The following is a 21,976-nucleotide window of genomic DNA, read 5'->3' as shown; positions in this document are numbered from 1 at the left end:
GCTATAACAATCTTAAAAAATATTTACTATGTGCAAAAATCACGGCGTAACTTATGTAGGCCAAGGACAAGTAGAAGTGAAAGAAATAAACTACCCTAAATTAGCTTTGGGTGACAGAAAATGCGAACATGGAGTTATATTAAAAGTAGTTTCAACAAACATATGTGGTTCAGATCAACATATGGTAAGAGGTAGAACAACTGCTTCACCTGGTCTAATTTTAGGACACGAAATAACTGGTGAAGTTATCGAATGCGGAAATGATGTTGAATTCATTAGAAAAGGAGATTTAGTTTCTGTACCTTTTAATATTGCTTGCGGACGATGTAGAAACTGTAAACAAGGATTAACGGGCATCTGTTTAAACGTAAATTCTGAAAGACCCGGAGCAGCATACGGCTACGTAGATATGGGCGGATGGCTAGGAGGTCAATCAGAATATGTTATGGTTCCGTATGCAGATTTTAATCTATTAAAGTTTCCTAATAAGGATCATGCTATGGAAAAAATAAAAGACCTGACAATGCTCTCAGATATTCTGCCAACAGGATTTCATGGAGCAGTTACAGCAGGGGTTCAAGCAGGTTCAATTGTATACATTGCTGGTGCTGGTCCAGTTGGCTTAGCAGCAGCTGCTAGTTGTCAATTGTTAGGTGCAGCAGTTGTTATTATTGGAGATTTAAATGAAGAACGATTAGCGCATGCAAGAACTTTTGGATGTGAAACTATTAATCTTGCAAATGGCATTCCAATAGAAGAGCAAATAGCTATGATCGTAGGTATTCCTGAAGTAGACTGTTTCATAGACTGTGTTGGTTTCGAAGCTGTTAGTCATAGTGGAAAATCTTTTGAAGAAAAACCTGCTGTTGTTCTTAATCAGGCTATGGCAATAACAAGGGCTGGCGGTCAAATAGGAATTCCAGGACTATATGTTACTGAAGATCCTGGAGCTAAAGCTAATGAAGCAAAACAAGGAAGTCTAAAAATCCGATTTGGTTTAGGTTGGGCTAAATCGCATTCTTTTCATACAGGGCAATGTCCGGTAATGAAATATCATAGACAATTGATGAACGCTATTTTATATGATAGAATTGATATTGCTAAGGCGGTTAATGTAGAGGTGATAAGTTTAAAGGATGCTCCAAAAGGATATGCTGAATTTGATAAAGGAGTGGCCAAAAAATTTGTAATTGATCCTCATGGGTTAATAGCTTAACAAAAATGAGCTTTTTTCATAACCAAATGAACTTTTAAACAAAATACGAACTTAAATATATTTGTAAATTTGCATCAGAAGTTAAAAATAATTAAAATAAATAAAAATGAGTATTACATTAAAACAAGCTGAAGAAATGATTTCAGCAGCTAAAAATAAATCTGTAGAATTAGATACAAAAATGAATATTGCAATTGTTGATGCAGGCGCAAATTTGGTAGCTTTTGCTCGTATGGATGGAGCTTGGTTAGGTTCATTAGATATTTCTATTAAAAAAGCTAAAACAGCACGTTTCTTTGATATGAATACTGGAGTTATTGGTGAATTATCACAACCAGGTGGTTCTTTATACAATATCGAGCATTCAAATAACGGATTAATTACATTTCCCGGAGGAGTACCTGTAAAAGATGCCAACGGTAATGTTATTGGTGCAATCGGAGTTAGTGGAAGCACAGTAGAAAATGATCATACGGTAGCAGAAGCAGGTGCTTTAGCAATTTAAGAAAAATACAAGTAGCATTAAGAACACAAGTTTAGAGGTATTATATGATACTTCTAAACTTGTTTCTTTTTAACCTTAAAAAAAGAAATCTTCAAAGATCAGCTCTCTTTCAGAAAATTAAAAAAGTTTTTCTTCATTGAAAAATAGAATTCTATAATTAACAATTATCTGACAGTAAAACTTTTACTGTTTTAAAAAAACTCAGTAGTTGTAAATTCATAACTGTAACTTAGTTAACTAAAATACTTTAAGTTTTTTGAAATACTTTTTAAATAGACAGAAACATTGCAACAATATTTATAATTCTCGCTGAAATTAAAACTTAATTGACGCACTCTCTTAACTCTTTTGAAGCTTTAAATTTCACTACCTTGTGTGCTGGTATTGAAATTTTTTCTCCTGTTCTCGGGTTTCTTCCTTCTGTTGCTTTTCTGTCTGCAACACACCAAGTTCCAAGCCCTCCTATCCTAACCTCTGCCCCCTTGTTTAAATTTTCTTTTAATCCATCGATAAAAGAATCTAAAGCCAACGAGGCTGTTTGTTTTGAAATATCGGCTTTAGACGCTATTTGATCTATTAATTCTGATTTGTTCATAAGTTTGGTTTATTTAAAATTATATTACAAATTAAAAAAATAAACATAAAAAACAAATCATCATTCAATTTTCTTAAAACTACAAAACAAAAAGTTTTGCTTGGTTTCAAAGGGTGTTATATGGTCTTCAGTAAAGCAATTTAACCTCTCAAAATCATCTTCTATTTCTATTAATAAGTTTTGTTCACTGTATTGTACAATATCTAATCCACTACATTTTAATGGACCTTTTTCTGAAAATACTCCTATCACAATATGCCCCTTAACATATTTTTTTAATAGCTCTAAATAATTATTTATTTCTGGTTGTTCTCTCAAAAAATGAAATGTTGCTCTATCATGCCAAATGTCATAACTGGTTTCTGGCTCAAAACTTACGATATCACTAACGATCCAATTTACTTCTTTTGCTTTTACACCAAGACGATTTTTGGCTTTTTCAATTGCCTTTGATGAAATATCAAGTACAGTAATATTTGTATAACCATCTTCTAGTAAAAAATCAACAAGAAGGCTATCCCCTCCCCCAATATCAATTATTTTAATATTTTTATTGTATCCAAATGATTTTATAAAGTTTAGTGATGTTGTAGGTATAGGCTGAGTCCAACTTACTTGATCTGATGTTTTGGTCTTATAAACCTTATCCCAATGTGTTTTTTTATCAAATTTCATTTTTTAAATATTTGTCATGCAAAAAACTAATAATTAGTAAAGCTTTGCAATACTATAGAAGTATTTTATATCAAAAAAATTATCTATTAGATTTAATTCTAATTAAATTATCAATTTCGTTTTTATTACCTTGACAAAGCCCCTAATTAGTTCAACCTTTATACTTTTTATTATAGCTGTAAGTTTTAATAATGCTCGCTTTACTTTATTTTATTCCGACCTCATTGAGGCAATCCAACACGATGCAGTATTTTAAACTTTATATTTATTATGTTTTTTTGATGTTATTTGTTAAAAATCAATAAACTAAGTAAATAAATTCAGAAATTAATAACCTTAATAAGAACTATCTTTAAATAAAGAATTTACAATTCAACAACACTATACTTTTTATAGTGCTAAACTGAATTCTTGTTTTATATTTGTAATGACAATAAAAAATAATAGCTTAAATTATATTAAAATGCTAAAGTTTAAAGGAAACGAATATCCATGTTGCGCAAGTTTAACGATGGGAATTATAGGAGGTAAGTGGAAAACAGTTATTTTATTTCATTTAATGAATAACAAATTAAGATATAATGAAATAAGAAAGCTTATGCCTACAGTGACTGAAAGAACGCTAAGTTTACAGCTAAAGTCTCTTGAAAAAGATAATTTAATAAACAGAACAGTTCATACAACTAAACCGCCCTTAAAAGTTACCTATTCATTAACCAACTTTGGAAAAACTCTGATCCCTATAATAAAATCTATTGCTGATTGGGGAGATTTTGTTGCAGAAAAATATGGTGATCAACTTCCTGCTAAACAACATAATTAAATATTACCAAACCAATAATAAATACTTATGAAGAATTATTTAAACTTATTTTTAATAAATAAGAAAAACTGTCTTGAAAAATAATTTCATTGACAGATAGTTTTTCTTATTTATTAAAATTTTACTTTAGTTGTTCTAAAATTCTTTGAGGTAATTCTTCATTACATATTTCTCCCCCATCAACTATTGAGGCAATGTCTCCTACTGAATCAATAACTCTCAATTGAATTAATGCCATATACTCTCCTGGTTTTATTTCACTTAAATTTTGTATAAAATCTAAAAGCTTATTAAATAACTCCATCCATTTAATCAATGCATTACCATCGTTATGAAGCATATCTTCTTTTAAGTCTATCATTTGTTGACAAAAGCTCGTTAATTTAGTTTTATTCGCTTTTGAAATACTTTGATTTCCTTTGATTCCTTTCTTTGCCATAGTTGCTCTATTTGGTAAAGCGTTAATTTTAGCTGAAAGTCCATTGACTTTAAGTTCTTTACTCTTATCCTCGTTTTTAGACTTTTTATTTACCTCTTCTACCTCTCCGGATTCTACTTTTTTATAAGCAATTTTACATTCCTCTAAAGTATCTTCAAGTGTTTCAATTAAATCAGGAATTTCAACATCAGGTAATTTTTCAACCATTTTTATATTTGCTATTAAAGCTTGAAATTTTTCACTTACATTATACCATGTATTTGATAATTCTGGTGATTCTTCAAGGTTTTCATAGCCTTTATTATCAGAAGCTTCTATCATAGAGTTAGCATATAATAAAAGTTCATTTAGATACTCTCTAGGTTCTTTATCAATATTAGTTATCATAATTTTTATTCTTTTTATTTCTCATTGTTCTCATTTTTTTTAACCTAAGTAGATTTCGTTTAAAAAAGGAGGCAAAAGTAAGTCTATTTTTTATTTTATACTGAGAGAACCTAAGTTCTATCTTATAATTTAACACTACCTTTAGAAAAATAAATTACAGAGTCTATTTTCTTAAACTCAATAAATACAATATTGAATGCATAATTAAAAATCAAAACAATGCAAATCACTAGAAACTAATTTTACAAAAAACATCAGGATATAAATAAATAGTCTAAGAAGTTTTATAAATAAAAAACTAATAATTTTATTTACTATTAATTCCTTTTAACTATAAACCCCTATACCACCTCTATACTTTTGTAACCTCTTATTTTTTCTTATCAAAAGAGAATAAAATAAGTATTAATTCTAGCCAAATATAGAATATTAATCATATAAAAAATATCCAAGAATATCCTACAAAGATTTATAGAACTCATAAATAAATTATAGAGAACGCTAATTGATAAATAAACAATATCAATCTATTTAAAAAGTAGATCATTAGTTATTTTGTGAAATTGTAAACCGCCTAATTCTGTTTATCATAAATACACCTATCTTTTTCTCTTTTACTTTTTATTAAACAACTAGTAAAACAACTATTTTTTAATAAGTTGATTACTATCTTATTTGACTAATTAAAAAATGACTAACAACACATTAAGATTCTAAAAATCAATTAATAAGTAAATAATAATTAAGTACTTTCTATTTATTCTTCTTTTTTACCTATATTTGTTTTGATTACTAGTTACCCACTTTTGGGATGATTAGAGTTTATATTGATCTTAAATACGCTGCGTGTTAACCAAACTTTACTACGAAAGAAATGAATTGATGCGCAGTTTTTATTTTTTCAAAAAATCATGTTTTTAACTTCAATTCAGAAAATACATACCCACTAAACTACTCCACTTTCTAAAATTGAAAATACTTGTTTATCTGAATCAATTTCCGCTTTTACCCCTATTGGTATTGTAAATGTTGGACACGTATGCCCAAAGTCCATTCCTGTAATTATTGGCAAGTCAATTAGCCCCTCTTCATCATGTATTACTTGTAATAAAATTGCATCATAGTCTTTCCAATATAAATCATCATAAGGTCTTGCCATGATTAATCCTTTGATATTTTTTAAAATTCCTGAAGCTGCATAATTTCGCATTATCCACTTAAAATTAACAGGAGTCATTTTTGCTTCGGATGTTTCTATAAACATTATTTTTTCTTTCCAATCAGCAGGTTTTACCCAAAAATCTGTATCTTTCATAAACTCCATAACTTCTAAGCACCCTCCTAATAAAACTCCTTTTACCTTACCAGTTCCTTGAAGAAAACGCCATCCTTTTGATTTTTCTAACTTTCTTTTTATAAATTGATTTTTATCATCCTTCCATTCAAGTCTTTCTGAAGTCCAACCATTTAAATTAGGTTTTATTTCATAAATCTTTTTGCTTGAAAAAAGAGTTCGTTTTATATCGCTCACTTGATATTGATGCATCCCTCCGTTTTCAGCAAAACCAACTAAAGTTGATGTTCCATAAAAAGATGTAACTCCTGCTTTATAAAAACAAAAGTGAGTTACTGTTGAATCTGAAAAACCTAGAAATATTTTTGGATTGCTTCTTATTAATTCCAAATCAATAAATGGTAATGTTCGAATACTATCTTCCCCCCCAATATTTGAAATTATTGCTTTGATACTTTTATCTTCAAGAGCTTCCATTAAATCAAGTGCTCTAGCTTGAGGGTTTTCATAAATCCATTCTGATGGTTTTAATGCATTTGTTGTTTCAACTACTTTCAAACCAAAAATATTTTCTAATTGCTTCTTCCCTTCAGCATATCTTTTTGGAATATCTCCCGCCCCTCCCCAAGAAAGTGAAATTGTAGCAACCTTATCTCCTCTTTTTAATTTCTTTGGCTTTATCATTTTTTTATTCTTTTCAAATAGGCTAAAATTATAACTTAGTATCATTTTTTAACAAAAATAAAAATTTTATAACACTAAACTTATAGCATAAAAAGTCATCAATCAAATATGTTTTTCATTTAAACAAAAATCTTTTTCAATGATACTTTTAATAATTCATAGTTTGAATATTTGAATTATATCCAAAAGAGATTTTACACAGTGGGGTTCCCCTGATTAAATTAGTATTAATACAGTGTGTGTTTTTCAGCATTAACACTTGTTTTATTTAAAATTATTATTGTTTAATTTTAGTTATTCAAGAATAATAATCCTGCGTATTAATCAAACTTTCTAACTACCTATACCCAACCACTTCATGAAAATAAATTAATGCGCAGTTTTTCTATGATCCTTTTTTGTAGGTAAATAAATCTGCTACACTTTATATTCTCAAATACATATTTTCATTGGCTATTAAAAAAATTCAGTTACATAGGTAAAATGTATAAAAGATAAAGTAGTGTTTAAATTAGTTTTGCTGCCAAAATAAAAATAATGATAAAAAAATTAAATTACTTTCTATTACTCTTTTCTGTGTTAACTTCATGTGAAAAAACCAATGAAAATTTGAAAAATATCGATGAAACTACATACTTGAATAGTTATAAAAGATGTGGACATCAAGAAAACATAGATAAAAATATAGAAAATACAACTGAATATAACAACCACCTAAATAAAATAAAAGCTCTGGAAAAACAAACCAAAAATTTAACTAGTAATTTTGAAAAAAAAAATAAAACCAATTTACCAATTATAAAGGTTCCTATCATTTTTCATATTGTAAGAAGCGGAAAAATGCCTTTAATTTCAAAAGCATTAATCCGATCACAAATAGATGCTTTAAACGCTGCTTACAATCCCGAAAAACTTAATAAATCAAATATTCCATTATTTTTCAAAGATTTAATGGCGAATCCAAGAATTGAATTTTTCACTGATAGAGTTATATACAAAGAATCTGACGTTACTGAGTGGTATAAAATAGATGAGTTTATAAAAAATTCTAAAAAAGGAGGTTCTGATATTATTGATCCAAAAAAATACTTAAATGTATATGTATGTAATACAATATATGGATCAAATACTAATAACCCTATTTTAGGATATGCATGGAGCCCATATAAAACCAGAAGTTCTAATGATGGGGTTGTTGTTTCATACAGAGCTTTTGGTCGCCACAATCTAAATAACGAATATAATCAAGGTAAAACTTTAGTCCATGAAATAGGTCATTATTTAAATTTATCTCATATCTGGGGACCTACCAATAAAAAAGGTGCAACTTATTGTCGTCTTGGAGACCGCGTAAAAGATACTCCCAATGCTGCAAGCCCTAACTTTGGTTGTCCTACATACCCTGTTGTAAAAGATATTATTTGCAGAACTGGAAATATTGAAGAAAAGTCTAAAACTAATGAAATGTTTATGAATTACATGGACTATGTTGACGATTCTTGCATGCACATGTTTACTTTTGGTCAAGTAGCTAGAATGAGAGCTACTTTTATGCCTGGAGGAGGAAGAGATCGTCTAATAAAATAAAAAAATAAGCCCTAAATATTTTGTACCTATATTGCTTCATTGACCTTTAATGAAGCAATATTAATTTTATTACATAACTTAATCAATTACATAACTAACTTTAGGTATAATAATCTTATAAAAAATACCGCTACGGTTTAAAAAATTAGTCATCATATAGAATTATTTTACATTCATATATACAAATTGGAAGAACCTCCGTCTCTTAATAAATTTCGAATACAGAATATCTACGATCTTTTTTATTTTGAATGCACAAAAAAACAAAAAGGATAAATACCGTTATTTTTTAAAACGTTTGTTAGTTAATAATAAATATTTTACCCCTTAGCTTTTAAAAAAAAATTAAAATAGTTGCTATTTTTTGTCAGTGTAATAAGTGTTTCTGTGGGCAATTACTTATCAAAATACTATAAAATTACTTTTACTACATGTTATGAATACGATTCAAAATAAAATCATTTTTTAAATAAAATTGAGCTTTAATAATAAATATTGATCACAAGAAACAAAATAGCTTTGCCCTCAAAATACAAATAATGACAAAAAAAAATCTATTTCACATTCTATTACTTTTAACTTCATTAGTATCATGCGAAAAAACAAGCAATCAATTTGAGAATACAAATGAAGACCCTTATGCATATATCCAAAGAAGTTGCGGATATGAAGAAATCACAGATCAAGACTTAATAGTCAAAAACAAAGGGCAAGCAGAAAAAATAAAGCATCTTGAAAAACAAACGGAAATTTTAACAGGGCAATTTAATAAGTCAAATAATAAAGACCTACCCGTTATAAAAGTCCCAATTATATTTCATATTGTGAGAAGTGGAGATATGCCTAAAATTTCTAAAGAAATAATACAATCCCAAATTAACGCCTTAAACGATGCCTATAACCCCAAAAAGCTAGATAAATCAAATATTCCAGATGAATTTAAAGATTTAATGGCAAATCCTAAAATTGAATTTTTTACTCATAAGATTATAAATAAAGAGTCTAATATTATTAATTGGCACAAAACAGAAGAGCTTATAAAAAATCCAAAAGAAGGATCTAAAATTATTGAACCCAAAAAGTACTTAAATGTATATGTATGCAATACTATTTATGGAACAAATAGTGACAATCCTATTTTAGGATATGCCTGGAACCCATACAAAACAAGAGATTCTAATGACGGTGTTGTCGTTACATATAAAGCATTTGGACGTCATAATTTTAAAAACGACTATACTCAAGGTAAAACATTAGTACATGAAATTGGTCATTATTTAAACTTATCTCATATCTGGGGACCTAACGATAAAAAAAGCGGAGCAACATACTGTCAATTGGGTGATGGCGTAGATGATACTCCAAATGCCTCTAACCCCAATTATGATTGTCCATCATATCCCTTGATAAAAGATATCGTTTGTAAAATTAGCGGTAAAGAGGAAGTATACCAAACAAGTTTAATGTTCATGAATTACATGGATTATGTAAATGATGAATGCATGCATATGTTTACTTTTGGGCAAGTAGAAAGAATGAGAGCTACCTTCAAGCCTGGAGGAGGTAGGGATCGTTTAATAAAATAAAAAATAACAATAATTTTTCGAATTAATACATTTTTTTGATTCAAAAAATGATTAAGATTAAATTAATATTATTTTCAAAAAATAAATACATAAATGATTAACGAAAGAATTCCTACCGGAACAAAAGTAAACTTTATTGCGGCTAGCTACAAAGAAACTAACTTTAAATTAACGGTTGCAAATGTTAGACAAAAGAACAATGAGGATATTGGCGGAATTTTACCAGAGGATGGTCAGATTAGTGAAAGTGTCGAAAATAAAGGAAATCTAAAAGGTAAAACGAAACATAGCTCTTGGAATAAAAAGGCGACAATGATAGATAGTCACGCTATACCAAGAAGCCTTGTTTGTGGAGGCGCTTCAGGGAGTCGTTTTTTTATCTCTGAAGAAACTATCGCTAGCCAATTATTTATCTACAAGGATAAAGAAGTTAGTGAAACAGTAATTCCAAACTCAGGTTTTACGATTAGATACACTAATAAAGTATTCAAATCAGATGGAACTCTTGTTAAAGCGCTTGGAAAAATACCAGTAGAAATTGGAATGTACTGTATTTTGGAAATTCAGAAAAGTCCAAGTAAAGTAAAAGTGAATAAACAAGAGTCAGAAGCAGGGACAGGTGGTACTGAAGTTATACGTTGGAAAATTGAGCAACCCGATACTGGTACTTTAGCATGGAAAGTGACTGAAATTAAACCAGTTGAAACTACGTAAAATCAAAAAACAAGGAGTTTTATTTTTTCCTCTTAGAATAGAATAAAACTTGTTTGATAAACAAAATCAGAAGAATTCTTAACTGAGCTCTTCTGATTTTAAGGACATAGTCTTATTGACTATTTTTGATATCATAGCTACTGTAAATAAAAATTTAATGATCGTTTTATAAGGTATAGTTCTAGACTAAAATAGTTTAGGAAATTTTTAATTTTAAAACGATAGTATAAAAGATAAATAAATTTTTAAATTTCTGTAAAAGTGTGTTGCCAGCCATCTATTTTTAAAACAAACAATCTCTTTCAATAAAAATTAGCTATTCATTCTTGTTTTAAAGTTAAAGCTTATGTATTTACTTAAAATTAACATCTAAAAGCAATTATGCTAAAATGGTAGTCAAGTTATAATGAAAATAAATATAGGAACTATTAAATAAAAATATATAGACAAATAAATACGATAAAGCCTCTTTGGAAAACTGCGCATTAACTCACTTCATGGAGTTGTCGGATATAGATAGTAGAAAGTTTGGTTAACACGCAGTAACTATTAAACACCAGCAAATTTATTTAATTTTTTTCTATAAAATAATAAAAATATCATAAAAAATGAATGAATTAAAAATCACACGATAATCATTCCCCGCTAATCAAATATTATATTAGTTCATAAAAAAAATATCTTTTTGAATAATATCGAACTAACGAACAATTCTTTTAAATTCATCGTATCAAATAAAAATATTCGTTGTTTTTCTCGATTCAAAAATCTAGTATTTTATCCAATTATTCCTTATTTATTATTTTTATTTCTACTATCATTTTATTATTCGTATATTTAAGTATCTTAATTATTTGGTTCATTTAGTTTGCTACTGCGTATTAACCAAACTTCTAACTACACTTTGAAATAGTTTAATGCGCAGTTTTATGCATACAAGAGTCAAACAATTTTATTTTGATCACCCTATAAATTGTAAATCAGTTTTCTGTCATTTTTAATAATTTTGTTAATAATGGTGTGTTTTACTTTCAGTATTTATTATTTAAAAAGTAACAAAAAACTTAGTTTATTATACGTACTTCAGCTTATTTAATCAAATAAAAACACTTTATCTATTATTCTTTATATTTATTTTTGTAGACTTTTAATAATTAAAACAACTAGAAAGATGGAGTTTGAGTTCCCAAAAACAATCATAGAAATTTTATCGGCTATATTAATTTTAGTTGCCTTTGAGTTAATTAATCAAAAAAGTATAAAAGGTTATTCAGTCATGGCTTTAGGGCAAATTTTGGCTACTATTGTATGCATAATGGCTTCATTATGGTTTTTATCAGTTATGCATTTCATTAACTTCTTGTTAATGGTAAGAGGATATATGAAATGGAAAAAGAGGTAATTTTTTTAAATATAACCGATTTTCATTCTTGTCTAAATTTATATTCAGAGCATTAGAATATATTTAAAAAACAAAAAACCCTTAATGGTTAACACTAGTAAAAAACAGTAAAAACCCTAATTGCGTCATATAACTTAATTCACTATCTTTGAGTATCTTATACATCTTAAATCTGCGTATTAACCAAACTTCAATCTGTACTATGAACTAAATTAATGCGCAGTTCTTATTTATAATAAACTAACCTTTTTATTTATTTTAAAATCATTTTGACCATGGTATGTATTCTTTTATTTTCTAAAAATAAAAAACACCTAAAATAGGTGTTTTATCATATTTGAACTACTCTCTATTAACTATCTTATAAAAATTTTAATAGAAAATCTATTTTATGAATTAATTAGTTTCTTGATTTTGATGTTCCTTCATGATTTTTTCATGTTCAGTTTCCATAGTTTTATGTTCCTGCTCCATATTCCTATGCTCCGCAAGCATGCTAGCATGCTCGGTCTTTAGCACTTCGTGTTCTGCTTTTACTTCTTCATCAGTCATTGTACCCTTTTCATGCTTACTCTCAATATCAGCATGCTTCTTCATCAAAACACTATGACTTTCTATAATTTTTTCATGTTTTTCAATTAAGGTTTTATGCTTTTCTTCAATTTGAATGTGAAGTGAATCCGTTTCTGGAAGAGATGTATGTTTATTCTGCCATACTTTATGTTTTTCTTTCAGAACATTATGAGATTCTTTAAATTTTGCGTGTTCTTTTTCTAAGTCAGCATGAACTGTCATTAATTCTTTATGTAATTCTACGTTGAATTTTGGTTTGCAAGAAACAACGAACACTAATAAAATAAATAACGAACTAATAGTTTTTGAAATCATAGTAATGGGTTTAGTTATGTAATCAAAAATATTGATTTAAAATTAATTTTACTAATTCATTCATCACTTATTTTACAATAAACACTAAACAATTGATTTACTTAAACAAAGCTTTTTTTTAAAATAAATAGTTATTTAACTTTTGTAAGTTATCCCTTTTAATTCAACATTAGACATACAATTCTTTTTGAAGTCATTTATTAAACTAATTCCTAGTCTCAATGATTGAAAATCACAAATAGTAGTTTTACTATTTAAAAAACAAAAATCTACTGATACACTTTCAGTAATATCACCTATTTATTATTTCGTTTTATTTATTCAAATTTGTATGAGCATTTTAAAATTTCTGCGTATTAACCAAACAGTATAATTAAGAAATTACTCTAATTAAAAGTTAATGCGCAGTTTCTTTTCTTGAACTTTTCAAACTTTGTATTTGTACGATTTAAATTGAAAATAATTCGTCTTTAATAATAAAAAAATTGAACAAACCCAAGCAACAATCTTTTTATCAATTACTTAATATTATTAAAGTTTTCCTATAAATAATAAAAGCTCCCTTAATATTAAACATAAACGATATTCCTAACCATTAATAAAAATATTTTATGTATTTTTAAAGTTCAGCTTTTACTTGTTTAAGGGGCAAGTTAAGGTTGTTAATAAATATTCTGCGTATTAACCAAACTTCTAACTATATACTATGAACTAGATTAATGCGCAGTTCCTATTTTAAAGCAAAAACAACACAAAAATAATAATCATTCGATCGATCAATAAAATCTTTTTATTATTCGCAATTGTATTTTGATTTCTTAAAAAACTTCCTTGGCTATTGCTTTTATATTACTTGACTTTCCCATTGAATAATAATGAAGTACTGGTACCCCTCCTTTAATAAGTTCTTTACTTTGTTGAATTGCCCACTCTATCCCTACTTGTCTTACTTCTTTATTACTTTGGCATGAATCAACTGCATCTACAAGCTCCTCTGGCAAATCCAACCTAAAAATCTGCGGTAAAACTTGTAAATGTTTTTTTATGGCTAAGGGCTTTATACCTGGAATAATAGGAACATTTATTCCTATTTCTCTTGCCTTTTTAACAAAATCAAAATACTTTTTATTATCGAAAAACATTTGAGTTACAACATAATCGGCTCCAGCATCTACTTTTTGTTTTAATCTTTTTAAATCTGTTGTTAAACTAGGTGACTCAAAATGCTTTTCAGGATATCCAGCGACACCAATACAGAAATCAGCCTTATAAGGTGTTTCAATAATTTCATGTAAATATTTGCCTTTATTTAAATCATTTATTTGCTCCACTAAATCACAAGCATAATTATTTCCTCCTTCTGAGGGCTTAAAATATTGTTCATCTTTCCTAGCATCACCACGAAGTGCCATAATATTATCTAACCCCAAATAATGACAATCAACTAATACATACTCTGTTTCTTCTTTTGTAAACCCTCCACATAACACATGAGGTATTGCGTCAACATTGTATTTATACTTTAGCGAAGCACAAATTCCGACGGTACCTGGACGCATTCTTGTTATTTTTTTTTCTAATAAGCCATCCTGTTTTGGTATATATATATGCTCCTCTCTTGAGGTTGTTACATCAATAAAAGGTGGCTTAAACTCCATCAATGGGTCAATATTATTATATAATTCGTCAATATTTTGGCCTTTCTGAGGAGGTACAATTTCAAAAGAAAATAAGGTTTCTCCTTTAGCATTATCTATGTGTTCTGTTACTTTCATATATGTCTCTTTATAAAGAGCTATTTTATTGGTTATGTCTATTTAAAATTCTAACTTACAAGCACTTTACCTTTAAGGAATACAAGCTTTATTTGTTAACTATTTTATTGCGCTTTATTTTATTAAAATTAATTATCTGCAATTGCAGGGTGTAACCATTTTCTTGCTTTTTCTAACGTAATATTTTTTCTAAAAGCAAAATCTCTTACCTGATCATCAACTATTTTTCCCAGGCCAAAATATGATGCTTGCTCATTTGCAAAATAATATCCCGAAACTGCAGCTGCTGGCCACATAGCTAAACTCTCTGTCAATGTTACTCCTATATTTTTTTCTACTTGCAGTAAATTCCAAATTGTCTCTTTTTCCAGATGATCTGGACAGGCTGGGTAGCCAGGGGCTGGTCGAATTCCCTTGTAAGCTTCTTTTATTAATTCTTCATTTGATAAATCTTCCTTTACCGCATATCCCCAATGTTTTGTTCTTACTCTATGATGCAAATATTCTGCAAAAGCCTCGGCAAAACGATCGGCTAAAGCTTGTGCCATTATAGCATTGTAATCATCATGGTTATTTTTATAGAATTGAGCTAACTCATCCGCTCCGAAAATAGCTGTACAAAAAGCGCCAATATAATCTTGCTTACCAGAATCTTTCGGTGCAATAAAATCAGCCAATGCGTAACTTGGTTTTCCTTCTCTTTTTTTCAACTGTTGCCTTAAACTTCTAAATACAGCTATTTGTTTTCCTTTTTTCTCGACAAGAATATCATCATCATTAATACTATTCGCTTCAAAAATCCCAAAAATTGCCTTGGGCTTCAATAATTGTTTGTCGATAATATGAGTTAACATTTCTTGAGCATCTTTAAATAAATTACTCGCATGCTCACCAACCAATTCGTCTTCTAATATATTGGGAAATTTACCATGTAAATCCCACGAACGAAAGAAAGGACTCCAATCAAAAAACATTACTAATTCCCTCAGACTTACTTGCTCTAACTTTTGAACACCTAATTCATTTGGTTTTGAAATATTAACTGAGCTCCAATCAATCTTAAATTTACGTTTTCGGGCCTCTTTTATTGATATATAATGCTTTTCTTTACCTCTTTTCAAAAATTTATTTCGAAACTCTTCATAGTCGTTTTTAAGTTTTGCTACGTAATCATTTTTGGTGTTTTTATTTAATAGATCTCCTACGACTGTTACCGCTCTTGAAGCATCATTTACATGAACCACCGCATTCTTATACTGTATATCTATTTTTACTGCTGTATGCGCCTTTGATGTTGTTGCACCTCCAATTAGCAATGGAATTTCAAAATTCTGTCGTTCCATTTCTTTCGCTAAATACACCATTTCATCTAGTGAGGGAGTAATTAAACCGCTCAAACCAATTGCATCAACATTTTCCCTTTTTGCTGTTTCTATTATTTTTTCAGGTGGTACCATTACTCCTAGATCAACAATTTCATAATTATTACATCCTAAAACAACACTTACTATATTTTTACCAATATCATGAACATCTCCCTTTACTGTAGCCATTAAAATTTTCCCTAAAGCTTTTTGTTCTTCACTTTTCTCAGCTTCTATAAAAGGGTTTAAGTAAGCAACAGCTTTCTTCATTACACGGGCAGATTTTACCACCTGTGGTAAAAACATTTTCCCTTCTCCAAATAAATCTCCAACTACATTCATGCCTGTCATAAGATGCCCTTCAATAACTAATAATGGCTTATCGACACTTTTTCGAGCTTCCTCAGCATCCTCGACAATAAAAGTATCAATTCCTTTTACTAAAGCATGAGTAATTCTATCTTGTAATGGTAATTTCCTCCACTCTAAAGCTGTGTGATCTTCTTCTTTTTTCCTTCCTTTTACTGATTCAGCAAAATCAAGTAATCTTTCTGTAGCGTCATCTCTTCTGTCTAGAATTACATCTTCTATATGCTCTAATAAATCCTTTGGAATATCATCATAGACTTCTAACATTGCAGGGTTAACAATTCCCATATTCATCCCTGCCTTTATTGAGTAATACAAAAATACAGAGTGCATAGCTTCTCTTACCGTATTATTTCCTCTAAATGAAAAGGAAACATTACTTACCCCACCACTAACACTTGCATGAGGTAAATTTTGACGAACCCAACGGGTCGCTTCAATAAAATCAATTGCATTTCTCCGATGCTCCTCCATCCCGGTGGCTACAGGAAAAATATTCAAATCGAAAATAATATCTTCAGGTGGAAAATTTACTTGATCAATTAAAACTCTATATGACCTCTCTGCAATTTCAATACGACGCTCAAAAGTATCTGCTTGTCCCACTTCATCGAATGCCATAACGATTACTGCAGCTCCATATCTTTTTATTTGTGTTGCCTCCCAAATAAACTTATCTTCTCCTTCTTTTAATGAAATTGAATTAACTACTGATTTTCCTTGAACGACTTGAAGCCCCGCTTCTATAATCTCCCATTTCGAGCTATCTATCATAATTGGCACACGAGCTATGTCTGGTTCAGAAGCAATCAAATTTAAAAAACGGATCATTGCATGCTTACCATCAATCAAACCATCATCCATGTTAATATCTATAATTTGAGCTCCACCGTCAACTTGGTGTCTCGCAATTACCAATGCTTCATCAAACTTCTCCTCCTTAATTAGTCTTAAAAATTTTCTGGATCCAGCTACATTAGTTCTTTCCCCTACATTTATAAAATTACTTTCAGGGGTTATAATTAGTGGCTCTAGCCCAGATAATTTCATATACTTACTTTCAACTTTACTCATTACACAATAATCTATTTTTTAATAAAGTACTTTTTTATTCAAAAAAGTGATCATACTACCTATTACAATCACCAAACACTTACTTCATATTATATAATCATCAATAAGCATTTTAAACATATTTTTAAGCTTTTTTCATTGATCAAGCATATTTAAATTCTCTTGGCTTGTATCTAGCAGCGACTTTGGCTATTTCCCTGATATGATCAGGAGTAGTTCCACAGCACCCTCCTATAATATTAATTAAACTTTTCTTTAAGTATTCTTCTATCTGATCAGCTGTTTCCTCTGGTGTTTCATCATATTCACCAAAGGCATTTGGTAACCCAGCATTGGGATGTGCTGAAACTGCAAACCTAGTTTTAGGAGCAATAGACTCTAAATGAGGCTGTAATAGATTTGCTCCCAAAGCACAATTAAAACCTACTGATAAAAGAGGAATATGTGAGATAGAAATAAGGAAAGCTTCTGCAGTTTGTCCAGATAGAGTTCTTCCCGAGGCATCCGTAATAGTTCCTGAAACCATAATAGGTATTTCTATTTTTCTTTGAGCTTTAATTTCTTCAATAGCAAATAGTGCCGCTTTAGCATTTAAAGTATCAAAAACTGTTTCAACCAAAAGGATGTCAGAACCGCCTTCGATAAGAGCTTCAGCCTGTTGTTTATAGGCAATACGTAATTCATCAAAAGTTACAGCTCTATAGCCAGGATCGTTAACATCGGGTGACATACTTGCTGTTCGATTGGTTGGGCCAATAGAGCCTGCTACAAACCTTGGTTTCTGAGGTTCTTTTACTGAAAATTCATCAGCTACTTCCTTGGCCAGTTTTGCCGACTGAAAATTTAGTTCGTATACTAAATCCTCCATTTGATAATCTGCCATAGCAATGGTTGTTCCTGAAAAGGTATTGGTTTCAATAATATCGGCTCCTGCAGCAAAATATTTTCTATGTACCTCTTTTACAGCCTCTGGTTGCGTAATTGACAGTAAATCATTATTACCCTTTAAAGGTATTGGATAATCCTTAAAACGTTCGCCACGAAAATCATCTTCTGTGAACTGATAGCGTTGAAGCATAGTACCCATTGCTCCATCGAGCACTAAAATTCTGTTACGTATTTCTTTAAAAATATTTGACATTCCTGACATTTTATGTTGTGTGTCATCAGGAAAAGAGAAAAGTATTTCTTTTCGTTATCTCTCTGTTTTAACAGTAGAATTTAGCACCTTCTTTGATATTCAAAGGGTTGCTAAGGTTTCAACGGGTCTAATCCCTCCACCTTTCTTGATAACACTTATTGAGTTAAATGAACTTAATTAGAGCAAATTTAATGAATTATTCTTTATAATGAAAGCTTATTGTTTAAAACAATTACAAATCAGTTAGTTTCTTAAAAGGGTAAAATCATAATTTTTTCGAATAATAAAAGATAGCACTAATATATTTTCAAATAAACATTAAAAATTCAGTATCCACCTTATTACTATTTTTTATTAAATAGTGTAATCATATAAACCTGAAGATAAATACCTATCTCCTCTGTCGCAAACAATTGCTACAATTATTCCTTTATCAATCTGGTTTGAAATTTCTAAAGCTATTTTAAGGGCTCCACCACTACTCATACCAGCCATTATACCTTCATTACGAGCCAATTTACGAGTCATTTCTATAGCTTCATCTGAACTAACTTCTGCTATTTGATCAACTTTATTTTTATCGAAAATTGTAGGCAAATATTCTGGAGACCATCTTCGAATACCAGGGATCCTTGACCCTTCTTTTGGCTGTGCTCCTATAATTTGAATATCTGGATTCTGTTCTTTTAAAAATGAAGAAACGCCCATAATCGTCCCTGTTGTTCCCATTGCAGATATAAAATGAGTTACTTCCCCTTCTGTATCTCTCCATATTTCTGGACCTGTTGTTTTATAATGCGCCTTCCAATTATCGTTATTTTCAAACTGGTTCAGCATAAAGTATCCCTTTTTATAACGAAGCTCTAAAGCTTTGTCTCTAGAACCTTCAATACCCCCTGCTGCTGAGGTTAAAATGACCTGAGCTCCATAAGATTTCATTGTTTTAATCCTTTCCTCAGTTGCATTCTCTGGCATTACTAAAACCATATTAACACCCAAAACTCTAGCCATTAATGCCAGCGCTATTCCTGTATTTCCACTAGTAGCCTCAACTAAATAATCTCCTTTTTTTATATTTTTTCTATGAATCGCTTCGGCAATCATATTATAGGCAGCTCTATCTTTGACACTCCCCCCTGGATTATTTCCCTCCAGTTTCAATAATATTTTAACATTTTTATTATTATGCAATGAGTTAATCTCTACTAGCGGTGTATTTCCAATACTATCGGTAATTGTTTTAGTTTTCATATTTTCGTATTTACCACACAAAAATCATTTGGCATATGACTTTCTAGTAGTGATTTTATATTCTGACTTATAGGTAACTATCGATCCTTGAGGAACTGATTCTGTTACACATACATTTGCTCCAATTATACTATCTGCTCCAATAGAAACATTTCCTCCTAAAATAGTTGCATTTGCATAAATAGTAACATTATTCTCGATAGTAGGGTGTCTTTTAACAGATGCTAATTCTTTTTTAACTTGTAAACCTCCCAATGTAACTCCTTGATAGATTTTAACATTATTTTTAATTATCGTTGTTTCGCCAATAACAATTCCTGTTGCGTGATCGATAAAAAATGATTCTCCTATAGTAGCTCCAGGATGAATATCTGTACCTGTTAAACTGTGCGCATATTCACTCATTATTCTTGGTAAAATAGGAATTTGCATTTTATATAGCTTATGGCTCAATCTATAGATTGCAATAGCATGAAACCCTGGATAAGCCAAATACACTTCTAATAAGCTTTTACAAGCTGGATCTGTTTTTTCAAAAATTTGAGCATCTAAATCTAATTGCTCTCTTATGTTACAAAAAGATTCTTGATAGTCTTTCCAGATATTTTCTGCATTATCGATTTGAAGCACTTCTAAAATATTTATAAAACTATCTTTTAAATGTGCTCCTTTTTTATGACAAACATCATCGAATAGAGAATAAAATAGCTGTTTTGCAAAATTTTTTATTTCGTCTTTTATTGATAAGTTATAATGTTTAAACTTCATTTTATATTTTTAGTTATACAAGAAAACCGAATTAACTTTCTGGTGCTAATTCTATTTCTAAACCTTCCAACTCATGTGTTATCTGGATTTGACATCCTAGTCTGCTATTGGACTTAACATCAAATGCTTCGGCCAACATTGCATCCTCATCATCTGTAATTTCTGGTAAATTGTGTGCTGTTTTAACATAACATTGACAAGAAGCACACATAGCCATTCCTCCACAAACACCTATTGTTCCTTCTGGAGCCAACTCATAAGAACGTACCAACTCCATTAGATTCATTGCCATATCTGTCGGCGCTAATACCTCATGCATTACACCTTCACGATCAATTATTTTTATGTTAATATCTTGTTCCATTACTCAATTGCTTTAACTACTGCTTTTGGTGCTTCTTTCTTTGTACCATCAAAACCTTGAACCCCTCCAACTGTTGTATATTTCATCACGTATTTTTTATTTGGATGTATTCTTTGATATGCGCTTTGGCACATCAAAGTAGCCTCATGAAAACCACATAAAATTAATTTCAATTTTCCTGGATATGTATTAACATCTCCAATAGCATAAATTCCAGGAATATTTGTTTGGTAATCTAATGCATTGTTTACTTTGATAGCATTTTTTTCAATCTCTAATCCCCAATTAGCTATAGGGCCTAATTTAGGTGCCAATCCGAATAATGGGATAAAATGATCCGTATCAATGATATATGGCTCTCTATCTTTTTGCTCAACAGCAACCCCAGTTACTTTATCATCTCCTAAGATTCCTTTCACCTCTGCTGGCGTAATTAAGTTTATCTTCCCTAAGTTTTTTAACTCTTGTACTTTTTCTACTGAATCGAGAGCTCCTCTAAACTCATTTCTTCTATGAATTAACGTTACTGATTTTGCTACATCTGTTAAGAAAATTGACCAATCTAATGCTGAATCACCACCGCCTGCAATCACTACATCTTTATCTCTATATAATTCAGGCTCTTTAATCATGTACTCAACTCCATTATCTTCAAACTTCTCAATATTCTCAAGTTTTGGTTTACGAGGCTCAAAACTACCTAATCCTCCAGCGATTGCTACTACTGGTGCTTGGTGCTTTGTCCCTTTATTCGTTGTTACGATAAACGTACCATCTTCTTGTTTTTCAATAGTATCAGCGCGCTCTCCTAACGTAAATCCTGGCTCAAATTGTTTAATTTGCTCCATCAAGTTCTTAGTTAAATCTCCTGCCAAGATTTCTGGGTATGCTGGAATATCGTAGATCGGTTTCTTTGGATAAATCTCAGAACACTGTCCTCCTGGTTGTGGTAATGCATCAATTAAATGACAACGTAATTTTAATAATCCTGCTTCAAAAACTGTAAATAGGCCAGTTGGACCTGCTCCGATGATTAATATATCTGTCTTTATCATTTTTCTTTATTTAACTTACT

19 protein-coding genes and 1 riboswitch are annotated in these 21,976 nt (G+C 30.0%); of the genes, 7 read left to right on the top strand and 12 right to left on the bottom strand.

Features of this window, described 5'->3' with window-relative positions; all coding sequences use genetic code 11:
• Positions 1-28: 28 nt before the first annotated feature.
• Positions 29-1,216, top strand: coding sequence for a formaldehyde dehydrogenase, glutathione-independent (fdhA, locus tag AC2GW8_RS12780; protein WP_440880260.1), 1,188 nt, complete (start codon positions 29-31; stop codon positions 1,214-1,216).
• A 106-nt stretch (positions 1,217-1,322) separates the two neighbouring features.
• A complete protein-coding gene (locus AC2GW8_RS12775) occupies positions 1,323-1,721 on the top strand; it encodes a GlcG/HbpS family heme-binding protein (protein ID WP_440880259.1) in 399 nt (132 codons plus the stop codon).
• 322 nt (positions 1,722-2,043) lie between these two features.
• On the opposite strand, the gene AC2GW8_RS12770 is transcribed toward AC2GW8_RS12775, so the two are convergent.
• The gene (locus tag AC2GW8_RS12770; protein WP_440880258.1) at positions 2,044-2,316 is read right to left on the bottom strand and encodes an HU family DNA-binding protein; all 273 of its coding nucleotides are present in this window, start codon (positions 2,314-2,316) and stop codon (positions 2,044-2,046) included.
• Positions 2,317-2,376: 60 nt separating this feature from the next.
• The gene (locus tag AC2GW8_RS12765) at positions 2,377-2,991 is read right to left on the bottom strand and encodes a class I SAM-dependent methyltransferase (RefSeq protein ID WP_440880257.1); all 615 of its coding nucleotides are present in this window, start codon (positions 2,989-2,991) and stop codon (positions 2,377-2,379) included.
• A gap of 463 nt (positions 2,992-3,454) precedes the next feature.
• On the opposite strand from AC2GW8_RS12765, the gene AC2GW8_RS12760 reads away from it, so the two are divergent.
• Complete coding sequence (locus AC2GW8_RS12760) at positions 3,455-3,814, top strand: winged helix-turn-helix transcriptional regulator (RefSeq protein ID WP_440880256.1); 360 nt, start codon at positions 3,455-3,457, stop codon at positions 3,812-3,814.
• A gap of 121 nt (positions 3,815-3,935) precedes the next feature.
• On the opposite strand, the gene AC2GW8_RS12755 is transcribed toward AC2GW8_RS12760, so the two are convergent.
• Together AC2GW8_RS12755 and AC2GW8_RS12750 are read right to left on the bottom strand one after the other, a co-directional pair.
• Positions 3,936-4,640, bottom strand: coding sequence for a hypothetical protein (locus tag AC2GW8_RS12755; RefSeq protein ID WP_440880255.1), 705 nt, complete (start codon positions 4,638-4,640; stop codon positions 3,936-3,938).
• A 946-nt stretch (positions 4,641-5,586) separates the two neighbouring features.
• Positions 5,587-6,618, bottom strand: a complete 1,032-nt coding sequence (locus AC2GW8_RS12750) for a S66 family peptidase (protein WP_440880254.1) — start codon at positions 6,616-6,618, stop codon at positions 5,587-5,589.
• Positions 6,619-7,155: 537 nt separating this feature from the next.
• Between AC2GW8_RS12750 and AC2GW8_RS12745 the strand changes: the two genes are divergently transcribed.
• The 4 genes from AC2GW8_RS12745 (at position 7,156) to AC2GW8_RS12730 (ending at position 11,907) form a co-directional block, all read left to right on the top strand.
• Positions 7,156-8,205, top strand: a complete 1,050-nt coding sequence (locus tag AC2GW8_RS12745; protein WP_440880253.1) for a zinc metalloprotease — start codon at positions 7,156-7,158, stop codon at positions 8,203-8,205.
• A gap of 539 nt (positions 8,206-8,744) precedes the next feature.
• Entirely contained in the window at positions 8,745-9,791 is a 1,047-nt protein-coding gene (locus AC2GW8_RS12740; protein ID WP_440880252.1) for a M43 family zinc metalloprotease, read from the top strand.
• Between the two features lie 93 nt (positions 9,792-9,884).
• Positions 9,885-10,505 carry a hypothetical protein gene (locus tag AC2GW8_RS12735; protein ID WP_440880251.1) on the top strand — a complete coding sequence of 207 codons (621 nt, stop codon included), beginning with the start codon at positions 9,885-9,887 and terminating at the stop codon, positions 10,503-10,505.
• Between the two features lie 1,171 nt (positions 10,506-11,676).
• Positions 11,677-11,907 carry a hypothetical protein gene (locus AC2GW8_RS12730; RefSeq protein WP_440880250.1) on the top strand — a complete coding sequence of 77 codons (231 nt, stop codon included), beginning with the start codon at positions 11,677-11,679 and terminating at the stop codon, positions 11,905-11,907.
• 396 nt (positions 11,908-12,303) lie between these two features.
• On the opposite strand, the gene AC2GW8_RS12725 is transcribed toward AC2GW8_RS12730, so the two are convergent.
• From AC2GW8_RS12725 to AC2GW8_RS12690, 8 genes are all read right to left on the bottom strand, one after another.
• On the bottom strand, positions 12,304-12,795 hold the full coding sequence (locus AC2GW8_RS12725) for a hypothetical protein (protein ID WP_440880249.1): 492 nt from the start codon (positions 12,793-12,795) through the stop codon (positions 12,304-12,306).
• Between the two features lie 818 nt (positions 12,796-13,613).
• A complete protein-coding gene (gene metF / locus AC2GW8_RS12720) occupies positions 13,614-14,570 on the bottom strand; it encodes a methylenetetrahydrofolate reductase [NAD(P)H] (protein ID WP_440880248.1) in 957 nt (318 codons plus the stop codon).
• 128 nt (positions 14,571-14,698) lie between these two features.
• Complete coding sequence (gene metH / locus AC2GW8_RS12715; RefSeq protein ID WP_440880247.1) at positions 14,699-17,377, bottom strand: methionine synthase; 2,679 nt, start codon at positions 17,375-17,377, stop codon at positions 14,699-14,701.
• 142 nt (positions 17,378-17,519) lie between these two features.
• A complete protein-coding gene (locus AC2GW8_RS12710) occupies positions 17,520-18,518 on the bottom strand; it encodes a homocysteine S-methyltransferase family protein (protein WP_440880246.1) in 999 nt (332 codons plus the stop codon).
• A 51-nt stretch (positions 18,519-18,569) separates the two neighbouring features.
• A riboswitch (SAM riboswitch) is annotated at positions 18,570-18,673 on the bottom strand.
• 199 nt (positions 18,674-18,872) lie between these two features.
• Complete coding sequence (gene cysM, locus AC2GW8_RS12705) at positions 18,873-19,769, bottom strand: cysteine synthase CysM (protein ID WP_440880245.1); 897 nt, start codon at positions 19,767-19,769, stop codon at positions 18,873-18,875.
• Positions 19,770-19,793: 24 nt separating this feature from the next.
• Positions 19,794-20,537, bottom strand: coding sequence for a serine O-acetyltransferase EpsC (gene epsC, locus AC2GW8_RS12700; protein ID WP_440880244.1), 744 nt, complete (start codon positions 20,535-20,537; stop codon positions 19,794-19,796).
• Between the two features lie 31 nt (positions 20,538-20,568).
• Positions 20,569-20,901, bottom strand: a complete 333-nt coding sequence (locus tag AC2GW8_RS12695; protein ID WP_440880243.1) for a 2Fe-2S iron-sulfur cluster-binding family protein — start codon at positions 20,899-20,901, stop codon at positions 20,569-20,571.
• Positions 20,901-21,956: an NAD(P)/FAD-dependent oxidoreductase gene (locus tag AC2GW8_RS12690; protein WP_440880242.1), complete on the bottom strand. Its 1,056-nt coding sequence runs from the start codon at positions 21,954-21,956 to the stop codon at positions 20,901-20,903. The genes AC2GW8_RS12695 and AC2GW8_RS12690 overlap by 1 nt, the downstream gene beginning before the upstream one ends.
• Positions 21,957-21,976 lie beyond the last annotated feature (20 nt).

It is taken from the genome of Tenacibaculum profundi (assembly GCF_057162725.1).
The sequence above is the reverse complement of the archived record's forward strand: the minus strand, read 5'-3'. Positions and strand labels throughout refer to the sequence as shown.

Coding starts and splice junctions, on each gene's coding strand:
- fdhA (WP_440880260.1), top strand. CDS start 29: ATGTGCAAAAATCACGGCGTAACTTATGTAGGCCAAGGACAAGTAGAA.
- AC2GW8_RS12775 (WP_440880259.1), top strand. CDS start 1,323: ATGAGTATTACATTAAAACAAGCTGAAGAAATGATTTCAGCAGCTAAA.
- AC2GW8_RS12770 (WP_440880258.1), bottom strand. CDS start 2,316: ATGAACAAATCAGAATTAATAGATCAAATAGCGTCTAAAGCCGATATT.
- AC2GW8_RS12765 (WP_440880257.1), bottom strand. CDS start 2,991: ATGAAATTTGATAAAAAAACACATTGGGATAAGGTTTATAAGACCAAA.
- AC2GW8_RS12760 (WP_440880256.1), top strand. CDS start 3,455: ATGCTAAAGTTTAAAGGAAACGAATATCCATGTTGCGCAAGTTTAACG.
- AC2GW8_RS12755 (WP_440880255.1), bottom strand. CDS start 4,640: ATGATAACTAATATTGATAAAGAACCTAGAGAGTATCTAAATGAACTT.
- AC2GW8_RS12750 (WP_440880254.1), bottom strand. CDS start 6,618: ATGATAAAGCCAAAGAAATTAAAAAGAGGAGATAAGGTTGCTACAATT.
- AC2GW8_RS12745 (WP_440880253.1), top strand. CDS start 7,156: ATGATAAAAAAATTAAATTACTTTCTATTACTCTTTTCTGTGTTAACT.
- AC2GW8_RS12740 (WP_440880252.1), top strand. CDS start 8,745: ATGACAAAAAAAAATCTATTTCACATTCTATTACTTTTAACTTCATTA.
- AC2GW8_RS12735 (WP_440880251.1), top strand. CDS start 9,885: ATGATTAACGAAAGAATTCCTACCGGAACAAAAGTAAACTTTATTGCG.
- AC2GW8_RS12730 (WP_440880250.1), top strand. CDS start 11,677: ATGGAGTTTGAGTTCCCAAAAACAATCATAGAAATTTTATCGGCTATA.
- AC2GW8_RS12725 (WP_440880249.1), bottom strand. CDS start 12,795: ATGATTTCAAAAACTATTAGTTCGTTATTTATTTTATTAGTGTTCGTT.
- metF (WP_440880248.1), bottom strand. CDS start 14,570: ATGAAAGTAACAGAACACATAGATAATGCTAAAGGAGAAACCTTATTT.
- metH (WP_440880247.1), bottom strand. CDS start 17,377: ATGAGTAAAGTTGAAAGTAAGTATATGAAATTATCTGGGCTAGAGCCA.
- AC2GW8_RS12710 (WP_440880246.1), bottom strand. CDS start 18,518: ATGTCAAATATTTTTAAAGAAATACGTAACAGAATTTTAGTGCTCGAT.
- cysM (WP_440880245.1), bottom strand. CDS start 19,769: ATGAAAACTAAAACAATTACCGATAGTATTGGAAATACACCGCTAGTA.
- epsC (WP_440880244.1), bottom strand. CDS start 20,537: ATGAAGTTTAAACATTATAACTTATCAATAAAAGACGAAATAAAAAAT.
- AC2GW8_RS12695 (WP_440880243.1), bottom strand. CDS start 20,901: ATGGAACAAGATATTAACATAAAAATAATTGATCGTGAAGGTGTAATG.
- AC2GW8_RS12690 (WP_440880242.1), bottom strand. CDS start 21,956: ATGATAAAGACAGATATATTAATCATCGGAGCAGGTCCAACTGGCCTA.